The sequence below is a fragment of the Streptomyces sp. NPDC059866 genome (assembly GCF_042731325.1).
Taxonomy (GTDB): Bacteria; Actinomycetota; Actinomycetes; order Streptomycetales; family Streptomycetaceae; genus Streptomyces; species Streptomyces flavusporus.
The window spans coordinates 1-16,834 of record NZ_JBHWJT010000025.1 but is presented as its reverse complement, the minus strand read 5'-3'; the positions used below and the strand labels follow the sequence as shown (position 1 = coordinate 16,834).

Genomic DNA, 16,834 nt, shown 5'->3' with positions numbered 1-16,834 from the left:
ACTCAGCTAAGGATTGCCTAAGCGTACGTGGTGAGGAGAGCGCGTCCGCGGCCGACTGCTGGTGGGCCCACGACACCGGGGCGCACCGCTCCTGCGGATGATGCGCGGCGACGGCGGCGATGCCTGCGCACGCGCCGAGCGGGTGAAGCGCCTCGCGCAGCGCGCCGGCATCACGCGGGAAGCGTGAAGGCGCCCGGTGACATCAAGTCACCGGGCGCCTTCGGAGGGTCGACTCACCGCCTACGAGAGGAACCTGTATCCGCTCCAGCCGCTCGCGATCTGCGCCCGCGGACCGAACGAGCCCTTACCGTCCCCGCTGTTGCGCCACACGTTGCCGCTGGTGTCGCGGGAGACGAGGTCCGCCTTGCCGTCGTCGGTGATGTCGCCGACGCCGACGACCACGTTGTACGAGCCGCCCCAGTCGGACAGCACCTTGACGCGGGCCGCGAACGTGCCGTCGCCCTTGCCGTTGTAGCGGTAGAGGTTGTTGGACGTGTCCTGGGCCAGCAGGTCCGCCTTGCCGTCGCCGGTGATGTCACCGACGCCCACGATCTTCTTGTAGCCCTTCCAGTTGTCGTAGAGCTTCACGCGGGCGGAGAGCTTGCCCGTGCTGGTGCCCTTGTAGAGGTAGACCGCTCCGGTGGACGAGTTCCTCGCGATCAGGTCCGGGCGGCCGTCGCCGCTCACGTCGCCGGGCGACGTCAGGGCGTCGTACTGCGTCCAGCCGCTGGTCGCGAGGGTCGTGTACGACGTCGACGGCTTGACCGCCGACCCGCAGCCCGGCTTGTACAGCCGCAGTGCGCCGGAGCTGTAGCGGACCAGCACGTCGTTGCAGCGGTCGCCGCTCAGGTCGCCGAAGGGGACGGCCTTGATCGTCGTCGCCCAGCCGCTGCCCGTGTACTTGTCGCCGAACTTGCCCGTGCCGGTGCCGCTGTGGAAGGTCAGGCCGCCGGAGGAGTTGAGGGTGAGGAGGTCGCCGCGGCCGTCGACGCCGTCGGGGCTGACGTGGTCGTGACGGACGGCGGAGCCACGGGTCAGGAAGCCGTCGCCGGACGTCACCGTGACCGGGGTGGTGGTGCCCAGGCCCGTGGCTTTGAGGGTCCACTTGAACGCGCCGTTGGGGAAGTAGGTCCCGCTCGCCGTCTTGCCGTTCCAGCTCACGCCCACCCGTTCCGGGGTGGCGCCGCCGGTGAAGGTGCGGGTGGCCTTGCCGGTCGCGCCGCTCTGGACGGAGGTGAAGGTGAGCGACCAGGAGGTGACCGGGCGGGACAGCACCCAGTTGCCCTGGAAGAGGGTCGCCGGGTCCGCATAGCTCGTGGCCGACGACTTGAAGGCCGTCACCGCGGACGGCGTGATGCCGGTGGTGGTGACCCGGGTGCGCTCGTAGTCGTCGAACCAGGCGACCAGACCGGTGTACTCGTCGACCGTCCAGCGGTAACGGCGGTCCGCGGTCAGGCCCTTGTCAGGCAGGCCGGAGGCGATCACCCGGGTGGTGCCGGCGGTCGCGTCGGTGAGCACCAGCGTGCCCGCGCCGTGGTCGTGGCGGACGGTGAAGCCGTCGCCGAGCAGCACATCACCGGGGGTGACCGCGGTCGACGTACCGGCCTTGGTGTCGTACACGCCCGCCGAGTCCGTCCCGCACGCCCAGTACACCCAGCGGCCCGCCGCCTGGAGCTCGCTCGGCACGCAGCCCAGGCCCGGGACGGTCACCGTGGCGAGCGTCTTCGCCAGCGGGATGCTGTACGAGGTGAGCGTGCCGGCGGTGGTGGTGGCGCTCCAGAGGGTGGAGCCGTTCAGGGCCGCGGCGCGCACGGACCGCTTCAGCTTCTGGCCCTGGCCGAACTCGCCGACGTACTGCGCCGGTGTCGTACCGCCCGAGTTGTAGACGGCGTAGTCGTCGCCGGCGTCGACGATCGTGCCGCCCTGGGTGCCGAACTCCAGCTCGTGGCCGCCGATGGCGACGATCCGGTCCCAGTACTGCTCGGTGCCGTCGTTGGACTTGGTGAGGTAGGCGTCCTGGCCGTCGAGGTTCCCCCACATCGTCGAGCAGGTGGTGCCCTCGTACGGGCAGACGGGGGAGTACACCGAGCCGCTGTCGGTGGCGTCGGACGCGCTCAGCTCGGTTGAACCGTTCGTGGTGAGGGTGCGCAGGGAGGTCGTGGTGGTGCCGGCTTCGGCGACGCGCAGGCGGCCACGGCTGAGCGCGAGGCCCGTCTTGGCGTTCTCCACCGCCGGGGACTGGTACACCTTCTCCAGCTTCAGCGTGCCGTCCTCGGCCTGGCTCACCCGCTGCACCCACCAGTCGGTGGCGCCGGTGCCGCCGGTGACCAGCGCGGTGCCGTCACCGGCCGCCAGGGTGTACTCGCCGGCGCTCGTCAGCAGGGTCTGCTGCACGGACGGGTCGTTGACGTCGACCGCGAGCAGCTTCGAGCCCAGAGAGCTGGAGGACAGCGGTAGCAGCAGCCAGTCGCCGATCAGGACCGGGGGGCCGTCGAGCGTGCCCGGGTGCGAGGGCAGGGTGACGACCTGCTCGGCGGCGGTGAGGTCGGTGCGGGACTTCAGGTGCAGCTCGGCGAGGCCGTCGTCGTACCAGCCGATGCGGTCCGCGCTCATCACGTACCTCGGGCTGTTGTCGGCACCCGTGAAGGCCTCGGTGCTCACGGCCGACGCGATGTCGATGTAGTGGAGCGAGCCGAAGGTGCTGTTCTCCACGAACACACCGGAGGAGTCCGCCGCGAGGACGTCGCCGGCGTGTGTGCTCGCCGTGTCCCCGGTCACCCTGCGGACGCGCCACGCGCCGTCGACCTTGTCGATCAGGGAATAGGTGGTGACGATCGTGTTCCCGACCAGTGCCGCGTAGTCGCCGTGGGTGCTGTTCCAGGTCACCTTCCTGGAGGTGGCCGTGGCCGGGTCCCACAGGGTGGCGAACTCGTCGGACGTGGAGGTCGGCAGAGCGACCAGGTCGCTGTCCGTGCCGTACCAGGCGGTGTAGCAGTCCCAGCCGATGTACTTGCAGTTCGAGACCGGGGTGTAGACACCGTCGGCGTTCTCGACCGTCACCGTCCTGCCGGTGGCGTGGTCGGTCCACAGCAGCCCGGTGCGGCCGGTCTGCCAGTGCAGGAAGCCGCTGTCGCCGTCGACGTACGGACGGTCGGTGCGCGGTGTGGTGGAGCTGGGGTCGACCAGCGTGATCGCGGTGGTGTCGGCTTCGGCCGCTTCCGCGGAGCCGCCGCCCTCCGACAGGACGACGACGGACGCGGCCGCGACGGCGACCGTGAGCGAAGAGACGGCGGCGGCCAGCCCGCCCCGTCTCAGGGCGTGTCTGCCCACGTGAGGTTCCCTCCCCTGCGAGGGCCCGTGCCCTCGCACAAGTGGCCGGATCTTATCAGCGGGGTGGTGGCGGCAAGGGGGTGCGGCGCTTGCGCGCCCACATGGCTATTGACCTGCGTAGATTCGCTGTGCTTCGCTCGCCGAGAGGCCTGGTGGCACCGCTGTTGACTGTGGTTGTCCGCCCTGAAGGGCACACCAGGGGCACGGGTGGCGTGCAGGGGCGGATCAAGGGGGCGTGAGGTGTCTCGAGGCGTGGGGAGACTCATCGGATTCGCGGGCGAAGCGACCGCATCGCACATGCGCACACCTCGACCGGTCCTGCCCCGGCAGTGGGCGCCACGAGGCCGATGCTCCTTATAGGACGGCCTTGTATTCCCCCCTATAGATAAGGCCTGCACTCCCTGCCTCTGCCGGCCCGTAGCGATCTTCGTACGTCTGCCGAACGAACCCCTGACGTCACCGCTGTTGCGAGGCGGGTTTTCACGGACGCAGCCCGCGACGATGCCCGCATGTCTGGTCGCGATGAACTGACGTGACGGCTGCCTCGGTGGCCCATGGGCGACCAACAGGGCGAAGAACAGCACCAGTCGGGCTGTCACCCGGCAGAGCGGGCTGTGCGGACACGCCGACGGAACCCGGACCGTGACCTTTCCGTCTAGCGATGACGAACGAACCAGCCCTGCCACAACCAACATCGAGCAAAGCAGTCAAAAATTGAGATACATACCACCGCAGGACTTTCCACGGACAAACCGAAGAACCGTGTTCTCCGTGTGGCGCCGACCACGGGCGAGACTCTGGGCCGTAGCGGGTGTCGTGGCCCTCGGATTCCTCATTGCGCTGGAATTCGCCGCGCGTCGCTACGGCCTGCCAGGGCCGATCACCAACCAGGTGCGCGAGGTGATATTCGCCCCCAAGTCGGGCGGTCTGTTGTACGCCGCTATGGCGTTGATGATGGTGGTACTCACCTGGCGGGAACGATTCATCGCGGTGGCTGCGGCGATCGGCGTCGATGTCGCGTTCCTGGCGGTCCGGTGGGCGATCGGCTCCAAGGTGACCGACGGCCACCCCTTCGGCAACGGCGCGTTGTGGGTGATGCTCGGCTGTGCGGTCATCGCTGTCACTCGCCGCACCGGACGGGAACGTGTCCTGCTGCTGAAGGGCGTCGGGCTGGGCCTGCTGCTGGTGGCCGGCCGCAAGACGGGCGACACCTGGCTGCTCATCACCTCGAAGACCCGCCCGGCGGTGCTCGACCAGTACGTGGCCACCGCCGATCACGCGCTGGGCAACCCGTCGTGGCTGGTGGGCCGGATCGTCACGGCCACCGGCCCCATCGGCTTCAATTTTCTCGACACCGTCTACGGCCAGCTCGCGGTGGCCGCGGTCATAGCCGCGCTCTACCAACTGCGTAACGTGGCGGTCGAGCGCCGCTTCCCGCGTCACCACCTGGTGCGCACCTTTCTGGTGATAGGCCTCCTCGGGCCGGCCTTCTACATGATCTACCCGGTGGTCGGACCGGTCTTCGCCTACGGCACCGGCACCGATCACTGGGCGTCGGTCAGCCTGTGGGCGGAGGACATTCCTTCCAGCGCGCGCTGGGCGGTGGCCAACCTGTGGCCGCAGACGCCGCCGCCGGTCAATGCGCCGCACCACATGCCGTTCGACGAGATCACCCCGAGGAACTGCATGCCCAGTCTGCACACGGCGTGGGCAACCGCGATCTTCATCCATTCCCGCAAGGGCCCACGGATTCTGCGCTACGCAGGCACGTTCTGGCTGATCGCCACGCTCACCGCAACGCTGGGATTCGGCTACCACTACGGCGCGGATCTCATAGCCGGCGTGGTCTTCACGCTCACGATCGAGGCAGCTCTGCGCTCACACGACCGCGGCTGGGATCGTTCCGGCATCCAACTGGTCGCTTACGGCGCAACGGTCTTCGCTGCGCTCCTGGTGTCCTACCGCCATCTGCCGTTGGAGATGGCCAAGCATCCCTGGGTGTCCGGACCGCTTCTCATCCTGGCGATGACCTCAGTGATCTACGGCTACGTACGGACCACCGCCCTGTGGGAGCAGAGCCCCGCCCCGGCCCGGCAACCGGAACCTCAACCCCAACCCGAACTGATCTGAATCGCTGCTGCACCAGGTTGTCGGCTGGCACTGCCCGAACGAGACCGGGGCGAAGGGGGGATGGACTGCTCTGCGTCGGCGAGAAGGGTGCGGCCCCCGGCGCGCATCTCCTCCGGCCGCCGACAGAGACAAAACCCCCGGGCCGATGACCCGGGGGTTTCACAGGGAGCGGGTGACGAGGACCGAACTCGCGCTCAGTCCCCCGTGCCTGCCGGGCGCTCAGCCGGGAATGTCGGGGGTGTACTCGTTCCGTCCCCACTCGGAGGAACCGAGCGGGTAGTTGTACGCGGGCCGTCCCACGTTCCCGCTCGTCCGGAAGGGCTTGCCGTTGTCGTCGACGCGTACGGTGCCCCGCTGGTCACCGCTGGACCAGTCCAGCTCCAGGTACCAGCTCACGTTGTGCGCCCGCGCGTCCGCGAAGAGGTAGAAGACCTCGGGATCGGACTCACTCACCTTGTACGGGAAGTCCCGCTGACCGGCCTTGGGGGAGAGGGCGGGCCGCCCGGCATCGAGGTCCACCCCGAATGACGTCGTCTCCACGCCGCCACCGCACCCGACGCCCATCTCGAAGTCGTTCCAGGCGAGCGGCGCGCTCTTCTCCACCACCCGCACATGCAGTTCCTCCAGGACGACGGTGGCCTTCCCGGTGCCCTGCACGGTCAGCGCGAGCATCTGCTGTCCGCCGGCGACCCCGCCGAGCGCGGTGACCCACCCGCGCGCGTCCGGCTCACTCGGCGGCGGAGGCACCTGCTCGGGCTGCCGGTCGACCAGGTAGTGCTGGCTGCACGGGTCCTCCCACTTGTACGGATTGACGGCGACATTGGGTGCGGTGGCCCCGTTCTCGGAACCGCCGTCCTGGGCTGCCCCGGCCCCACCGCTCCGGGAAGCGGAGGCCGACGGGGAAACCGCAGGACTGCTGCTGCGCGAGGCGGACGGCGAGGCCGAACTGCCCTTCGTGTCGGACGGCTTGGAGCCGCGGGGACGTTCGTCGACGGACGGGGAGGCGGCCCCGACGGGCCCCTTCCCACCCTGGTCGTCACGGCCTTCGCTCCCGCCGGGCACAAGATTCACCACGAGCGCGACCGACACGAGGGCGGCGGCCACGGCGGCCCCGGCGAGGACGACGGTACGCCGCCGCCGCGCCACGGGAGCCTCCGTCAGAGGCCGCCGCTCGACCTCGGGAACGGCCTCGGCCACCGTTTCGGACCCGGCCGTTTCGGACCCGGCGGCCCCGGCCCCGGCCTCCGCTTCGGACCCCGCCGCCTCCTCCGCCGTACGCGCCTGCCGTTTTTCCTCCGCGGCGGCTCCGCCGGACTTCTGCCTCCGCCGGGCATCCGCGAGCACCCACCGCCGATGCAGCTCCACCAGTTCCTCGGGCGTCGCCTTGCACACCCGCGCGAACCGTTCCACGGGCGCGTAGTCCGTCGGTACGGCATCCCCGTTGACGTACCGGTGAAGCGTGGACGCACTCGTGTGCAGCCGCTTCCCGAGCACCCCGTAACTGAGCCCGGACCGCTCCTTCAACCGGCCCAACAGCTCCGAGAACTCGTCCCCCGCCACCGTTCCTCCCTCTCCCCACGTCCCGGACCCCCATTCCAGGGGGAGGTCGTTCCGCCAGGTCAGAGCCATCGCAAGCGTTCCAGCGTCCCGGATACCCCGGCAGTTGTGGCGGCCGGGACGGAGCACCGCACAAGCTTGGGCCATCCAAGCACGCCGCTCCCGACACGCCGTTTCCGGCATCCGGTCGAGCGGCCATGCCAACACCCGTACCGCACAAGGGGGATCACATGTCCACACGCACCCACCGCACCCGCATGCTCGTCGCCGCCGCGCTCACGGCCGCCACACTGACGCTGACGGCATGCAACAGCGGAGAGGGCGTCCAGGACGAGGGGGCATCGGCAGGATCGACGCCCACGGCCTCCACCACGCCCTCGCCCAAGGCGAGCGGGGGAACCTCCACCGGGACGGGGCAGAGCGACTCGGCGGGCTTGACCTCCGAAGGCTCGACCGGCGGCGCGGCCGGTTCGAGCGGCACAACGGGTTCCACGGGCTCGTCGGGTTCCACGAACTCGTCTGGTTCCACGGGCTCGTCGGGCTCCACGGGCTCCAAGGACTCGGAGCCCACCAGGACCCCCTGCTCCCCCACCTCCACCCGGACGACCGCCACGGAGGTCTCCCGCCCCCTGAACCACCTCCTCCTCACCGTCACCAACACCGGCTCGAAGAACTGCAACCTCACCGGCTATCCGGCGGTCCGATTCGGCGAGGCCCAGTCCGTCCCGCCGGCCTTCGAGGACTCCAAGCCGCAGGCGGTGGTCACGCTGGCCCCTGGCGAGTCGGGCTATGCGAGCGTCCTTCTCTCGGCCGCCGACGGCAGTGGCTCGGGCGGCTACACGGCCAAGTCCCTCGCGGTCCACTTCGACAAGAGCGCGAGCGCCGCCGCCCACCCGTCACTCCCCGCGAAGGGCGTGCATGTCGACGACTCGATCCGAGTGTCGTACTGGCAGTCGACCATGGCCGACGCCCTGGCCTGGTGATACACCGGCTCACTGCTGCCACGGTTCGGAGGACCAGGGCCACAGCCGCTCTGTGCTGGGCCCGCGGAACTCCGGGCGTGAGGGGTCAGGAGGTCAGATGGAAGCGGACGAGCCGGGCCTTGCCCGCGGCGGTGTGCAGTTCCTCCTCGGTGGGTTGCCGGTCACCGGGGAACCCGAGCATCAGTCCTTTGGCGGCCTTGGGGCCGTTGCGCCGGGCGAACTCCCGCAGCGTGTCGGTGATGCCTTGCTCGTCCTCGATGACTGTGGGGACGGCCTGGTGGTCCCGACCCCGGATCCTCAGGGTGACGGTGGGGTCGCCGCGCATGCTGGGGATCCAGCTGAGCTGGGAGGACATGGCCAGTACCGTGCCGGGGTCCCAGTCGGAATAGCCGATGGGGACGGTGTATTCGCGACCGGTCCTGCGGCCGTTGTACGTCAGCAGCATCAGCCGTCCGCTGAGTGGTCTGTGGAAGCGGGAGGCGAGCAGCGGACGGACGACCTTGTTCGCCGCGCGGAAGAACTTCATGGAGGGCGGCCTGGTGCTGTCCGTGGCGGGTTTCCGGTCGGGGCGGCTCACCGCTCGCCTCCGGGGGCGCTGTGGACGATCTCCGGCCGGTCGCGCTTGGTGTGTGCGTCCCAGTAGTGCTCGGCGATGGTGGCGGGCTCGGTGCCCGGGCCGGTGCCGATGAAGACCCCGATCGCGATGTGCGCGGCGTGGATGTTCTGTCCGGCGAGATCGATGTTCAGGGCCATGGCGTAGTTGCGCAGGGCGGCTGCGGCCACGCCGATGCTGCCGAAGCTGCCGCCCACCGGGTGCACGGAGGAGGCACCGGTGGAGAACAGGAGAGTGCCGCTGCCGCGCTCCCGCATGCCGGGCAGCACCTGTTGGACGGCCGCCACGGCTCCGTGCAGGTAGTAGTCGATCTGCTTCTGGAGGTCCGCGGACTTCGCGTCGGTGACGGCTGCTCCGGTGAGCGCGATGTCGGCGGGGGAGTACTCCAGTACGTCGACGGAGCCGAAGTGCTCGGCAGCCGTGGCGAGGGCGTTCCGCAGCGTGTCCGGACGGGTCACATCGGCGGTGAAGCCCGCCGCCTCGATGCCTTCCTCGGCGAGTCGGGCGGCGAGTGCGTCGAGTTTCTCCTGGGTCCGGGAGATCAGCGCGACCGTGAAGCCTGCGGCGCCGAAGCGCCGGGCGATGGACAGGCCGAGGCCGGGACCGGCCCCGATGATGGCGATGACGGGCATGGGGATGGTGCTCCTGTTCGTACGAAGGGCGGTGACCTGTGCGGCGGTTGGGCCGTGAGAGGTCCGAATGCGTGGAAGCCGAAGCAGTGCCGGGCCCGGCAAGCGGTGACATGCGCTGGGTGCGACCGTGGCCGGTGCGCAGTTCCCGTGGCGGGGACCGCGAGGCACAGGGAAGTGGCCGGCAGGGGTGGGGGTCAGGCGTGGGCGGGGTGGTCGGCGGGGACCGCGCAGCCGTCCGGGCCGCAGATCGCCCCGTCGTCCTCCGCGATCCGGACGGACGGGCGGGTCTCGTCCCAGACCTCACGCAGCACACGCAGCAGGGTGTCGGTGTCCTGCGCTCCGAGGACGGCGTAGCGGCCGTCGATGACGATGAACGGCGCGCCGGTGGCCCCCAGACGCTGCGCCCGTTGTGCCTCGTCCTGCACCCGCTGCCGGTACCGGCCCTCGCTCAACGCGCGGCTGGTCTTCCCGCGTTCCAGGCCGAGCTCGTCGGCCAGGTCGAGCAGGTCGCCGAGGCCGAAGACGGGCCGGGCCTGACCGAAGTACGCCCGGAAGATCGCATCCCACGCGGCGCGGTTCCTGCCCTCGGCCGAGGCGTGGGCGAGGAACTCGTGGGCGAGCCGGGTGTCGCCGACCTGGTTGTCCAGCACGCGGTAGGGGCTCAGTCCTTCCCGCGCGGCCATCGCCTCGATCCTTCGGGTCGTCGCCTCGAAAGGGGCGCCGCTCAGGCCGTGCTTCTGCCGCGCGGCATCGCGCACGCTGACGGTGCCGCTGCTGGGGAAGCTGTCACTCAGCGGGAACGAGCGGTGGATCACCTCCACCTCCTCGCCGTGCCCGAACCGTTCCACGGCCCGGTCCAGCCGGTGACTGCCCAGGCCGCACCAGGGACAGGTGATCTCCGACCACATCTCTATCCTCATGCCGCACCTCCAATTCCTACAACTTGTGCGTAGCGCTATGGTGGGCCAGTACGGAGGCCCGCACAAAAGGCACATCGGCGTCTGTACCGGAGAGGAATGTGCGCTATGGAGGTCAGCACTCAGACAGGTGCCTCCGCAGGCCGGGGGCCGTGTGCCGGCATCCCCGCCGAACAGATGGCCTTCATCCGGCAGCTGTTGGACCGCATCGGGGACAAGTGGAGCATGCTGGTGATCGCGGTCCTGGAGGCCGGTCCGCTGCGCTACACCGACCTGCAGCGCGAAGTCCCCGGCATCTCCCAGCGCATGCTCACCCTCACCCTGCGCCAGCTGGTGGAGGACGGGCTGGTGTCGAGAACCGCCTATGCCGAGGTGCCGCCGCGCGTGGAGTACGCCCTCACCCCCCTCAGCCGCGGCGTCCACGAGATCGTCACGTCCCTGATCACCTGGGTCTCGGAACACCACGACGAGATTCGCCGGCACCGGGCCCGCACCACCACAGATGCCGCTACTGCACCCTGACCGCAGGGACGAGAGCCGGGGAGCAGGTCGTCTCCGACGCGATGCTCCTCGGCGGCGGCGTCGCTGGGCCAGGGCCTGTCCGGCGGATCTCGCCGGACAGGCACGTGTTCCCGAGGAGGGCTCAGCGCTTGAGCGTGAAGGTGAAGTCGCCGGAGAGCTTGCCGCTCAGCCGGACTGCCGAAACGAGTTTGCCCTCCGTGATCAGTCTCCCGACCTCGGCCCGTGAAAGACGGCAACCTTCAGCGATCAGTCGCACCGGCCGGACAGGGATCCGCGCCGCGAAGCGGACCGAGACGTCGATCACCTCGCGGTCCAGGTGATCCGATCCGCCGGTGTCGAGGCGCCAGGCGCCCGCCCAGTCGAGGGCGATGCGATTACGGTGCTGCACGACCGGATCCTGGAGCAGCTCAGCTGTCAGGCCAGGGTCGTTGTCATGCAGCCGGTCCAGCAGCTCGGGTCGTACGGAGCGCACATTCACCCGCTCCAGGACCGTGAGCTTTGCAGTTTCCCCGCACGCGGTACAGAGCGCGAGGAGCCAGGCGTCGATGAGCTTGTGGTTCGCGTTGACGCGAAATTTACCGCTTGCCCGGAAGCGCTCGGACGCGCACGCGTGGCAACAGCGGCGAACGAGCGGCAGACAGGTGGGCACGACCACCCAGTTTTTGAGCACAGAAGTACACCGGTTTCAGTGAGAAGTCCGCAGCAAAAAGGAGCGCGGCGCACATGCGCGACGCGCGACGATTCAGCGCTCGGGAGGTCTCACACGGTGTACAACGGCACGTCCTTGACCAGACGACTTGGTTCGGCAGCACGGTAATGGCGCACAGCGGCGCTGCTCCACCGGTTTTCGAGCGCCTCACCCATGGCCCGGAAGTTCTTGAGCCTGTTGATCGTCCGCTCGACCCCGCTCCTGCGCTTGTGGACCGTCTTGTCGAAGCCGGCGGGCCGACCTCCTGTACCTGGCTGATCAGGACGCCCACAGCGGAGAGAACAAACCCAAGAACGAGGGCCCGCGGCACCGCTGATGCGGACATTCAGGGCCGAATCTGGACTGGCGGACGCACGGAAGGTCCCGAATCAGGGAGATGTGCACCATGGGTGAGCGGCGCCCGGCGACACCGGCCTGCCCCCACAGTCAGTGGCACCTCTCGGCGAAGTCGAACGGAACGACGTCCTCATGGAGGTGTACTCCTAGAGGCGCACGCCGGTGTACGAGCTTTACATCCGCCCCATGTTCCGAGCGACGGACCGCGATCACATGGGTTTCTCCCTGGACCTGTGGACGTACGAGGACGTGGTCGCCCATGCGGACCACATCCTCGACCGTCTGGAAGGGGATATGCCGCCGGCTTCGCTCGGCGGCCCGTGGCCGCAGGAGTGGATCGATCTCTTCAGGCGGTGGAAGGACAGTGGCCTCAAGCGCCTTGAGCTCGGTACGGCGCAATTCACGGTCACCCGCTCGGCCGGTGCGGTTACGGTCAAGGCGACGGGCACCTTTCCCGCGGCGGGCTTCACGGGGTGGCTGCAACTGGAGAGTGAAACCGAAACGGCCAAAACCTACGTCCTGTACTTCGAACCACCGGATGCCCCGACGGCGGGTACTGCCGAAGAGTTCGAGTTCATGGAGCAGTACAGCCCTTCGGACAACCGAGCCGTTTTCATCCACGACAGCACTGGCACCACCCAGCCCTGATCGCACAGGCGGCTTCAGCCTGACGGGTCACAGGTGGGCGGAACGGTTTTGGGCTGGAGCTGCACCTCCACGCGGGCCGTCGCCGGCTTGTCGAGCCGCATGATCGGCCTGCCGGACCGTGGACGACAACGGCGAGGCCACCGGGACCTGTACGACCGTCGACACCACTTCGCCGTCTGCGACGGAGGCCGCCCGGAGGGCCGCCGGAGGGTGCGACTCGTCGCACGGCGGTGACAGCCCGCCGCACGGTGACCGAAGACAACCGCGCCGTGCGGGACGCCGGGAAGGGCGAGCAGGCGGCCGCCCGCATCCATGACATCGCCCCGGGCGCCGACATCACCGTCCAGGAGCTGGACCTGTCCTCCCTGGAGTCGGTCCGTGCTGCCTCGGCCACTTCGCCCTCACCGGGTTGCTGCTCGACCTGCTGCTGCCCGTGCCGGGCTCCCGGGTGGTGACCATCGCCAGCCTCATGGCCAGCAGGATCAACTTCGATGACCTGCAGTCGGAGCGTTCCTACGGCCGGAACGCGGCATACGGCCAGTCCAAGCTCGCCAACCTGCTGTTCGCCTACGAGCTGCAACGCCGCCTCGCGCCGCACGGCACCACCATCTCCGTCGCCGCCCACCCCGGCGTGGCCCGTACGGAGGGACCCACCAGCAACGCCTCCGCTGCCATGCGTCTGGCCTTCACTCTGATCGCGCCCGTGATGAGCCAGCCGCCGGCCATGGCCGCGCTCCCGACGCTACGGGCAGCCACCGACCCCGCCGTCCTCGGCGGCCAGTACTACGGCCCCGACGGGAGGGGCCACTACAAGGGACACCCCCAGGTGGTCACCTCCAACCCGGCTTCCTACGACGTGGCCGACCAACAGCGCCTGTGGGCGATCTCCGAGGAACTCACCGACGTGAAGTTCCCCGACCGAGTGCCCACGAACTGAGCTGCGGCTCGGGCAGGTGGAGGGATGCCGGGCCGGTGTGGAACAGGGCCGGGGTGTCGAGGGCGAAGCCCGGCGCCGCGCCGAGCAGTCCGCGCCGGGGAAGAAGTCACCGTCGCGGAGGGCGACCTCGCCCGGCGGCGCTTCATCGCCGCCTACCGTCGCGGCCGGCACCTCAACGGACTGGTCCCGGTGCGCGATCGACTCCGTCAGTGTGCGGGCCCTCAAAGGGAGCGGCTGACGGGACCGAATCCGACCGACCGCAGCAAGAAGGGACCGAAAATCCACCTCATCGTCGACCGCCACGGCCTGCCCTGGTCCATCGGTATCTCCGCCGCGACCCTCATATGCCACCGCCGGCTCACCAACTGAAATGACGGCTTACAGTTGCTCCCCCATGCCGGCTGGTTCCGGAGGATGCGGCCCGCCACCGTCCTTGATGTCCTGCTCGCAGGTTCGTCTGTCGTAGGACTGGTCATTGGGGATCAATAGCACTCCGGCAACCTGCTCAGGGTGCTCGACGGCGAGCCAGGCGTCGCCCGTGAGGTCACCGTCCGGCCCGAACGCCTCGGACGAATAGACCGTCTGACACCCCAACGCCACGCGCTCCTTATCGACCGCGCAGGCGTCCACTGCAGGGCCGGATATCTCGTCGGCGCCGTCGAAGCGGTAGTGGAAGTGGACCCGGTCACCTTCGGAGGGCACCTGCGGGTGGGGCTCAAGGCGCCAGTCAACGACCTCGGCGGTGACGCCGAGAGGCCGCCCAGACGTGTCCTCGACCTGCACCCTGACACCGGCCTCACCGCGCTCCGCCGTCGTGTCGGTGCAGCCCCAGGGGGAAGAGCAGCCGGACAGGGCGAGAATCACCAGAGCCAACGGAGCACCGGCAAGTACCCGTGCGGGGAACACTCAGGTGACCTCCAGTCAGGGTGGAGCGGAGCAGTGTATCCCGGGGCATGGCAGCTGCGGGTGATAGCGACGAGCGCCTGCGGCAGTGAACCCACGCCTTCATCGCCATCGCCACCAGCCTCATCAACCACCGCCGAATCACCGAGTGAAACAACGTCTCAGCCAGGAATCCCTACTGCCAGGACCAATACGTGACGTTGCGGCCCCGCCTCCCGTCTGCCTCCACAACTCAAGAAAGAACAAGCGGTGGCCAGTGAGACAGTCACCCCCCATAGTCTCGCCGGAACCGCCCGGCGACAGCGTTGGGTGTCTGACTGTTGAAAGGACTCATCCGAACCCCGTGTCCCCTTCACGCTCTCTCGTCCTGGCGCCCGCAGCCGCGCTGATAGCCGGCGTGGCGCTCGGGGTTCTCGCCCCGCTCCTTGGAACGACCGGCTCACCGTCTTCGGGTATGACCTCGCCGTCGGCGATCGCGTAGAGGTACTCGATACGGGCCTTCTTTATGGCGTAGTCGGGGTCACGCGAGGCCTTCCAGGTCTTCACGCGTTGAAAGGAGACGCCCTCCTCGCGGAGCAGGATGCGCAGACCCTCGTGGCTGATGTCGTCGACCACCCCCACAGCGACCAGGAAGTCGGCCAGCTTGGCCAGGCTCCAGGTCGAGAACGGCAGGCCGTGCTCGGCCGGCTTGGACTTGGCGATCTTCTTGACCTCGCGCCGCTCGGGCAGCGTAAAAGTCCTCGGGCGACCGCCCTTGTACTTGGGGTAGAGCGCCTCGAAGCCGTCGGTGTTGAAGTCGTGAATCACATCGCGGACCCGGTCCGCGCTGGTGAACGTCACCTCGGTGATCTCCGCCACCGCCATGCCCTGTGCTGACAGCAGGACCATCTGGGCCCGCCGCCACGTCACGACCGAGCCGGTGCCTCTGCGGATGATCCGCAGCAACCTCCGGCCCTTCATCGTCATCGATCTCACGAACCCGTACACGTTCTGCCACCCGAACAAACTCATGGTGACGCACCGCCTGCGCCAGCACCCGAGCGGCGCGTCACATCACAACAGAGCAGACGCTGCTTGATACGGCGCTGGATGCCCGCCGATGACATGGCGCGATGCGGTCTCGATGCCACTGGCTCCCGGATTGTGGCGGCCGCCGACGGGAGGCAGGGTGGTGTCGAGACCGTTTGGGCGAGGCAGAAGGCACACGGCCTGTCACGGATGCGGGCTGTGGCTTGTCCTCATCGCGAAGCGAGTTGTGTGAGCCGGGAACCGGCGAACTTGGTCACCGCCGAACAAGTGGGTCGGTACACCGGTCCGGAATGCGGTGGCCGACGCAAGATCGTCCATTCCGGGCAGGCTTACGGAGGTGTGGTACATGTCAGCGAAGAACCCAGAGCACGGGAGCGCCCACGAGGTCTCCTTGCCGCCCGAAGTCAAGTTGCTGCAGGAAGTCACTCCGCCCTTCTTTCCCGAAGGTGGTTCGGGAATGACCATCCTCGTCGAGTGGCCTCCCGGTCACCCCGGGCTCCCTCCGCATCGCCACTCGGGCCCGTCGTTCGGCTACGTGATGGAGGGCGCGCTCCGGTTCGAGCTCGAGGGTGAGCCGGAGCGTGTGGTCGAGGCCGGTGGGACGTTCTGGGAGCCAGGCGGTGACGTGATCCACTACCAGGACGGCAACGCCCTGTCGGACGCACCGACCAAGTTCGTGGTGACCATGGTGTGCGCGCCGGGTCAGCCGATGCTCACGCTGGTCGACGAGGAGGAGCTGAAGGAACGGGCGCACCTGCGCGCCCCGCGTCCCTCCGAAGGCTGATCCGCGAGATCGACAAGAGTGCGGAGTCCGGAACACCGATCCAGGTGCCGGGCTTTGCAGCAACCTCCGGCCTTCATCGTCATCGATCTCACGAACCCGCACACGTTCTGCCACCCGGACCGACTCATGGTGACGCACCGCTGCGCCAGCACCCGAGCGGCGCGTCACATCACAACAGGGCAAACGTTGCCTGATACGGCACTAGTGTGATGCGCCAGAAATTGTGAGGGTTAATTGATACCTTCTTTTCATGGCGCATCGAGGCCCGGCGGCTGTGGAGATCGTCCTCTCCGAGGACGAGCGTGTCGAGCTTGTGCGCCGGGCGGGGCTGCCGGACCGGCGCACGGCTGAGCGGGCCCGGATCGTCCTGGCGTGCGCCGACGGGATGTCGAATGCGGGTGTGGCGCAGGCTGTCGGGGCCGGCGTGAAGACGGTCCGCAAGTGGCGCGGGAAGTTCGCCGCCGAGCGGCTGGCGGGGCTTGAGGACGAGGGCCCGGTCGGCCGGCCGAAATCCGAGCTGGTCCTGGCCGAGGACGAGCGGGCCCAGCTGGTGCGCTGGTCGAGGAGGGCGAAGACCGCCCAGTACCTCGCGCTGCGGGCGAAGATCGTGCTGCGGTGCGCGGAGGGCGTGACGAACAAGCAGGTCGCAGCCGATCTGGGGGTGGACCAGTCGACCGTGGACCGCTGGCGGGCCCGTTTCGTGGCCGGCCGCCTGGACGGCCTGCAGGACGAACCGCGAACCGGCAGGCCGCCCTCGATCCTGCTCGACCAGGTCGAGGACGTCGTCGTCGCGACCCTGGAATC

At 68.8% G+C, this 16,834-nt stretch carries 13 protein-coding genes and 3 pseudogenes; 8 read left to right on the top strand and 8 right to left on the bottom strand.

Features of this window, described 5'->3' with window-relative positions; genetic code table 11:
* Positions 1-240 precede the first annotated feature (240 nt).
* Entirely contained in the window at positions 241-3,330 is a 3,090-nt protein-coding gene (locus ACFV7R_RS32995; protein ID WP_385270006.1) for an FG-GAP repeat domain-containing protein, read from the bottom strand.
* 771 nt (positions 3,331-4,101) lie between these two features.
* Here ACFV7R_RS32995 and ACFV7R_RS32990 point away from each other — a divergent pair.
* On the top strand, positions 4,102-5,460 hold the full coding sequence (locus ACFV7R_RS32990) for a phosphatase PAP2 family protein (RefSeq protein ID WP_385270004.1): 1,359 nt from the start codon (positions 4,102-4,104) through the stop codon (positions 5,458-5,460).
* A gap of 219 nt (positions 5,461-5,679) precedes the next feature.
* On the opposite strand, the gene ACFV7R_RS32985 is transcribed toward ACFV7R_RS32990, so the two are convergent.
* Positions 5,680-7,020 (bottom strand): helix-turn-helix domain-containing protein, encoded by a 1,341-nt coding sequence (locus ACFV7R_RS32985; protein ID WP_385270003.1) that lies wholly within the window; start codon positions 7,018-7,020, stop codon positions 5,680-5,682.
* A 227-nt stretch (positions 7,021-7,247) separates the two neighbouring features.
* On the opposite strand from ACFV7R_RS32985, the gene ACFV7R_RS32980 reads away from it, so the two are divergent.
* Positions 7,248-8,000, top strand: coding sequence for a DUF4232 domain-containing protein (locus ACFV7R_RS32980; protein WP_385270002.1), 753 nt, complete (start codon positions 7,248-7,250; stop codon positions 7,998-8,000).
* Positions 8,001-8,085: 85 nt separating this feature from the next.
* On the opposite strand, the gene ACFV7R_RS32975 is transcribed toward ACFV7R_RS32980, so the two are convergent.
* The 3 genes from ACFV7R_RS32975 to ACFV7R_RS32965 all read right to left on the bottom strand — a co-directional run bounded on the left by ACFV7R_RS32975 (position 8,086) and on the right by ACFV7R_RS32965 (position 10,165).
* Entirely contained in the window at positions 8,086-8,577 is a 492-nt protein-coding gene (locus ACFV7R_RS32975) for a nitroreductase/quinone reductase family protein (RefSeq protein WP_385270000.1), read from the bottom strand.
* Entirely contained in the window at positions 8,574-9,245 is a 672-nt protein-coding gene (locus tag ACFV7R_RS32970) for an SDR family oxidoreductase (protein WP_385269998.1), read from the bottom strand. Before ACFV7R_RS32970 ends, ACFV7R_RS32975 begins: the two co-directional genes overlap by 4 nt.
* Positions 9,246-9,439: 194 nt before the next feature.
* Positions 9,440-10,165, bottom strand: coding sequence for a DsbA family protein (locus ACFV7R_RS32965; RefSeq protein WP_385269996.1), 726 nt, complete (start codon positions 10,163-10,165; stop codon positions 9,440-9,442).
* Between the two features lie 105 nt (positions 10,166-10,270).
* Between ACFV7R_RS32965 and ACFV7R_RS32960 the strand changes: the two genes are divergently transcribed.
* Entirely contained in the window at positions 10,271-10,684 is a 414-nt protein-coding gene (locus tag ACFV7R_RS32960) for a winged helix-turn-helix transcriptional regulator (RefSeq protein WP_385269994.1), read from the top strand.
* A gap of 121 nt (positions 10,685-10,805) precedes the next feature.
* On the opposite strand, the gene ACFV7R_RS32955 is transcribed toward ACFV7R_RS32960, so the two are convergent.
* Positions 10,806-11,354 (bottom strand): DUF1062 domain-containing protein, encoded by a 549-nt coding sequence (locus ACFV7R_RS32955; RefSeq protein ID WP_385269992.1) that lies wholly within the window; start codon positions 11,352-11,354, stop codon positions 10,806-10,808.
* A gap of 537 nt (positions 11,355-11,891) precedes the next feature.
* Between ACFV7R_RS32955 and ACFV7R_RS32950 the strand changes: the two genes are divergently transcribed.
* The 3 genes and pseudogenes from ACFV7R_RS32950 to ACFV7R_RS32940 all read left to right on the top strand — a co-directional run.
* A complete protein-coding gene (locus tag ACFV7R_RS32950; RefSeq protein WP_385269990.1) occupies positions 11,892-12,377 on the top strand; it encodes a hypothetical protein in 486 nt (161 codons plus the stop codon).
* Between the two features lie 176 nt (positions 12,378-12,553).
* A pseudogene (locus ACFV7R_RS32945) lies at positions 12,554-13,314 on the top strand (short-chain dehydrogenase).
* Between the two features lie 178 nt (positions 13,315-13,492).
* A pseudogene (locus ACFV7R_RS32940) lies at positions 13,493-13,650 on the top strand (IS5/IS1182 family transposase); the annotation flags it as partial.
* Between the two features lie 42 nt (positions 13,651-13,692).
* On the opposite strand, the gene ACFV7R_RS32935 reads toward ACFV7R_RS32940, so the two are convergent.
* Positions 13,693-14,220: a hypothetical protein gene (locus tag ACFV7R_RS32935; protein ID WP_385269988.1), complete on the bottom strand. Its 528-nt coding sequence runs from the start codon at positions 14,218-14,220 to the stop codon at positions 13,693-13,695.
* 426 nt (positions 14,221-14,646) lie between these two features.
* Positions 14,647-15,214 (bottom strand): annotated as a pseudogene (locus ACFV7R_RS32930) (helix-turn-helix domain-containing protein); the annotation flags it as partial.
* 378 nt (positions 15,215-15,592) lie between these two features.
* Here ACFV7R_RS32930 and ACFV7R_RS32925 point away from each other — a divergent pair.
* Both ACFV7R_RS32925 and ACFV7R_RS32920 read left to right on the top strand, forming a co-directional pair.
* Positions 15,593-16,030 (top strand): cupin domain-containing protein, encoded by a 438-nt coding sequence (locus ACFV7R_RS32925; RefSeq protein ID WP_266634008.1) that lies wholly within the window; start codon positions 15,593-15,595, stop codon positions 16,028-16,030.
* Positions 16,031-16,280: 250 nt separating this feature from the next.
* Positions 16,281-16,834 (top strand): helix-turn-helix domain-containing protein (locus ACFV7R_RS32920; protein ID WP_385269986.1); only part of this gene is annotated, 554 nt, incomplete at its 3' end.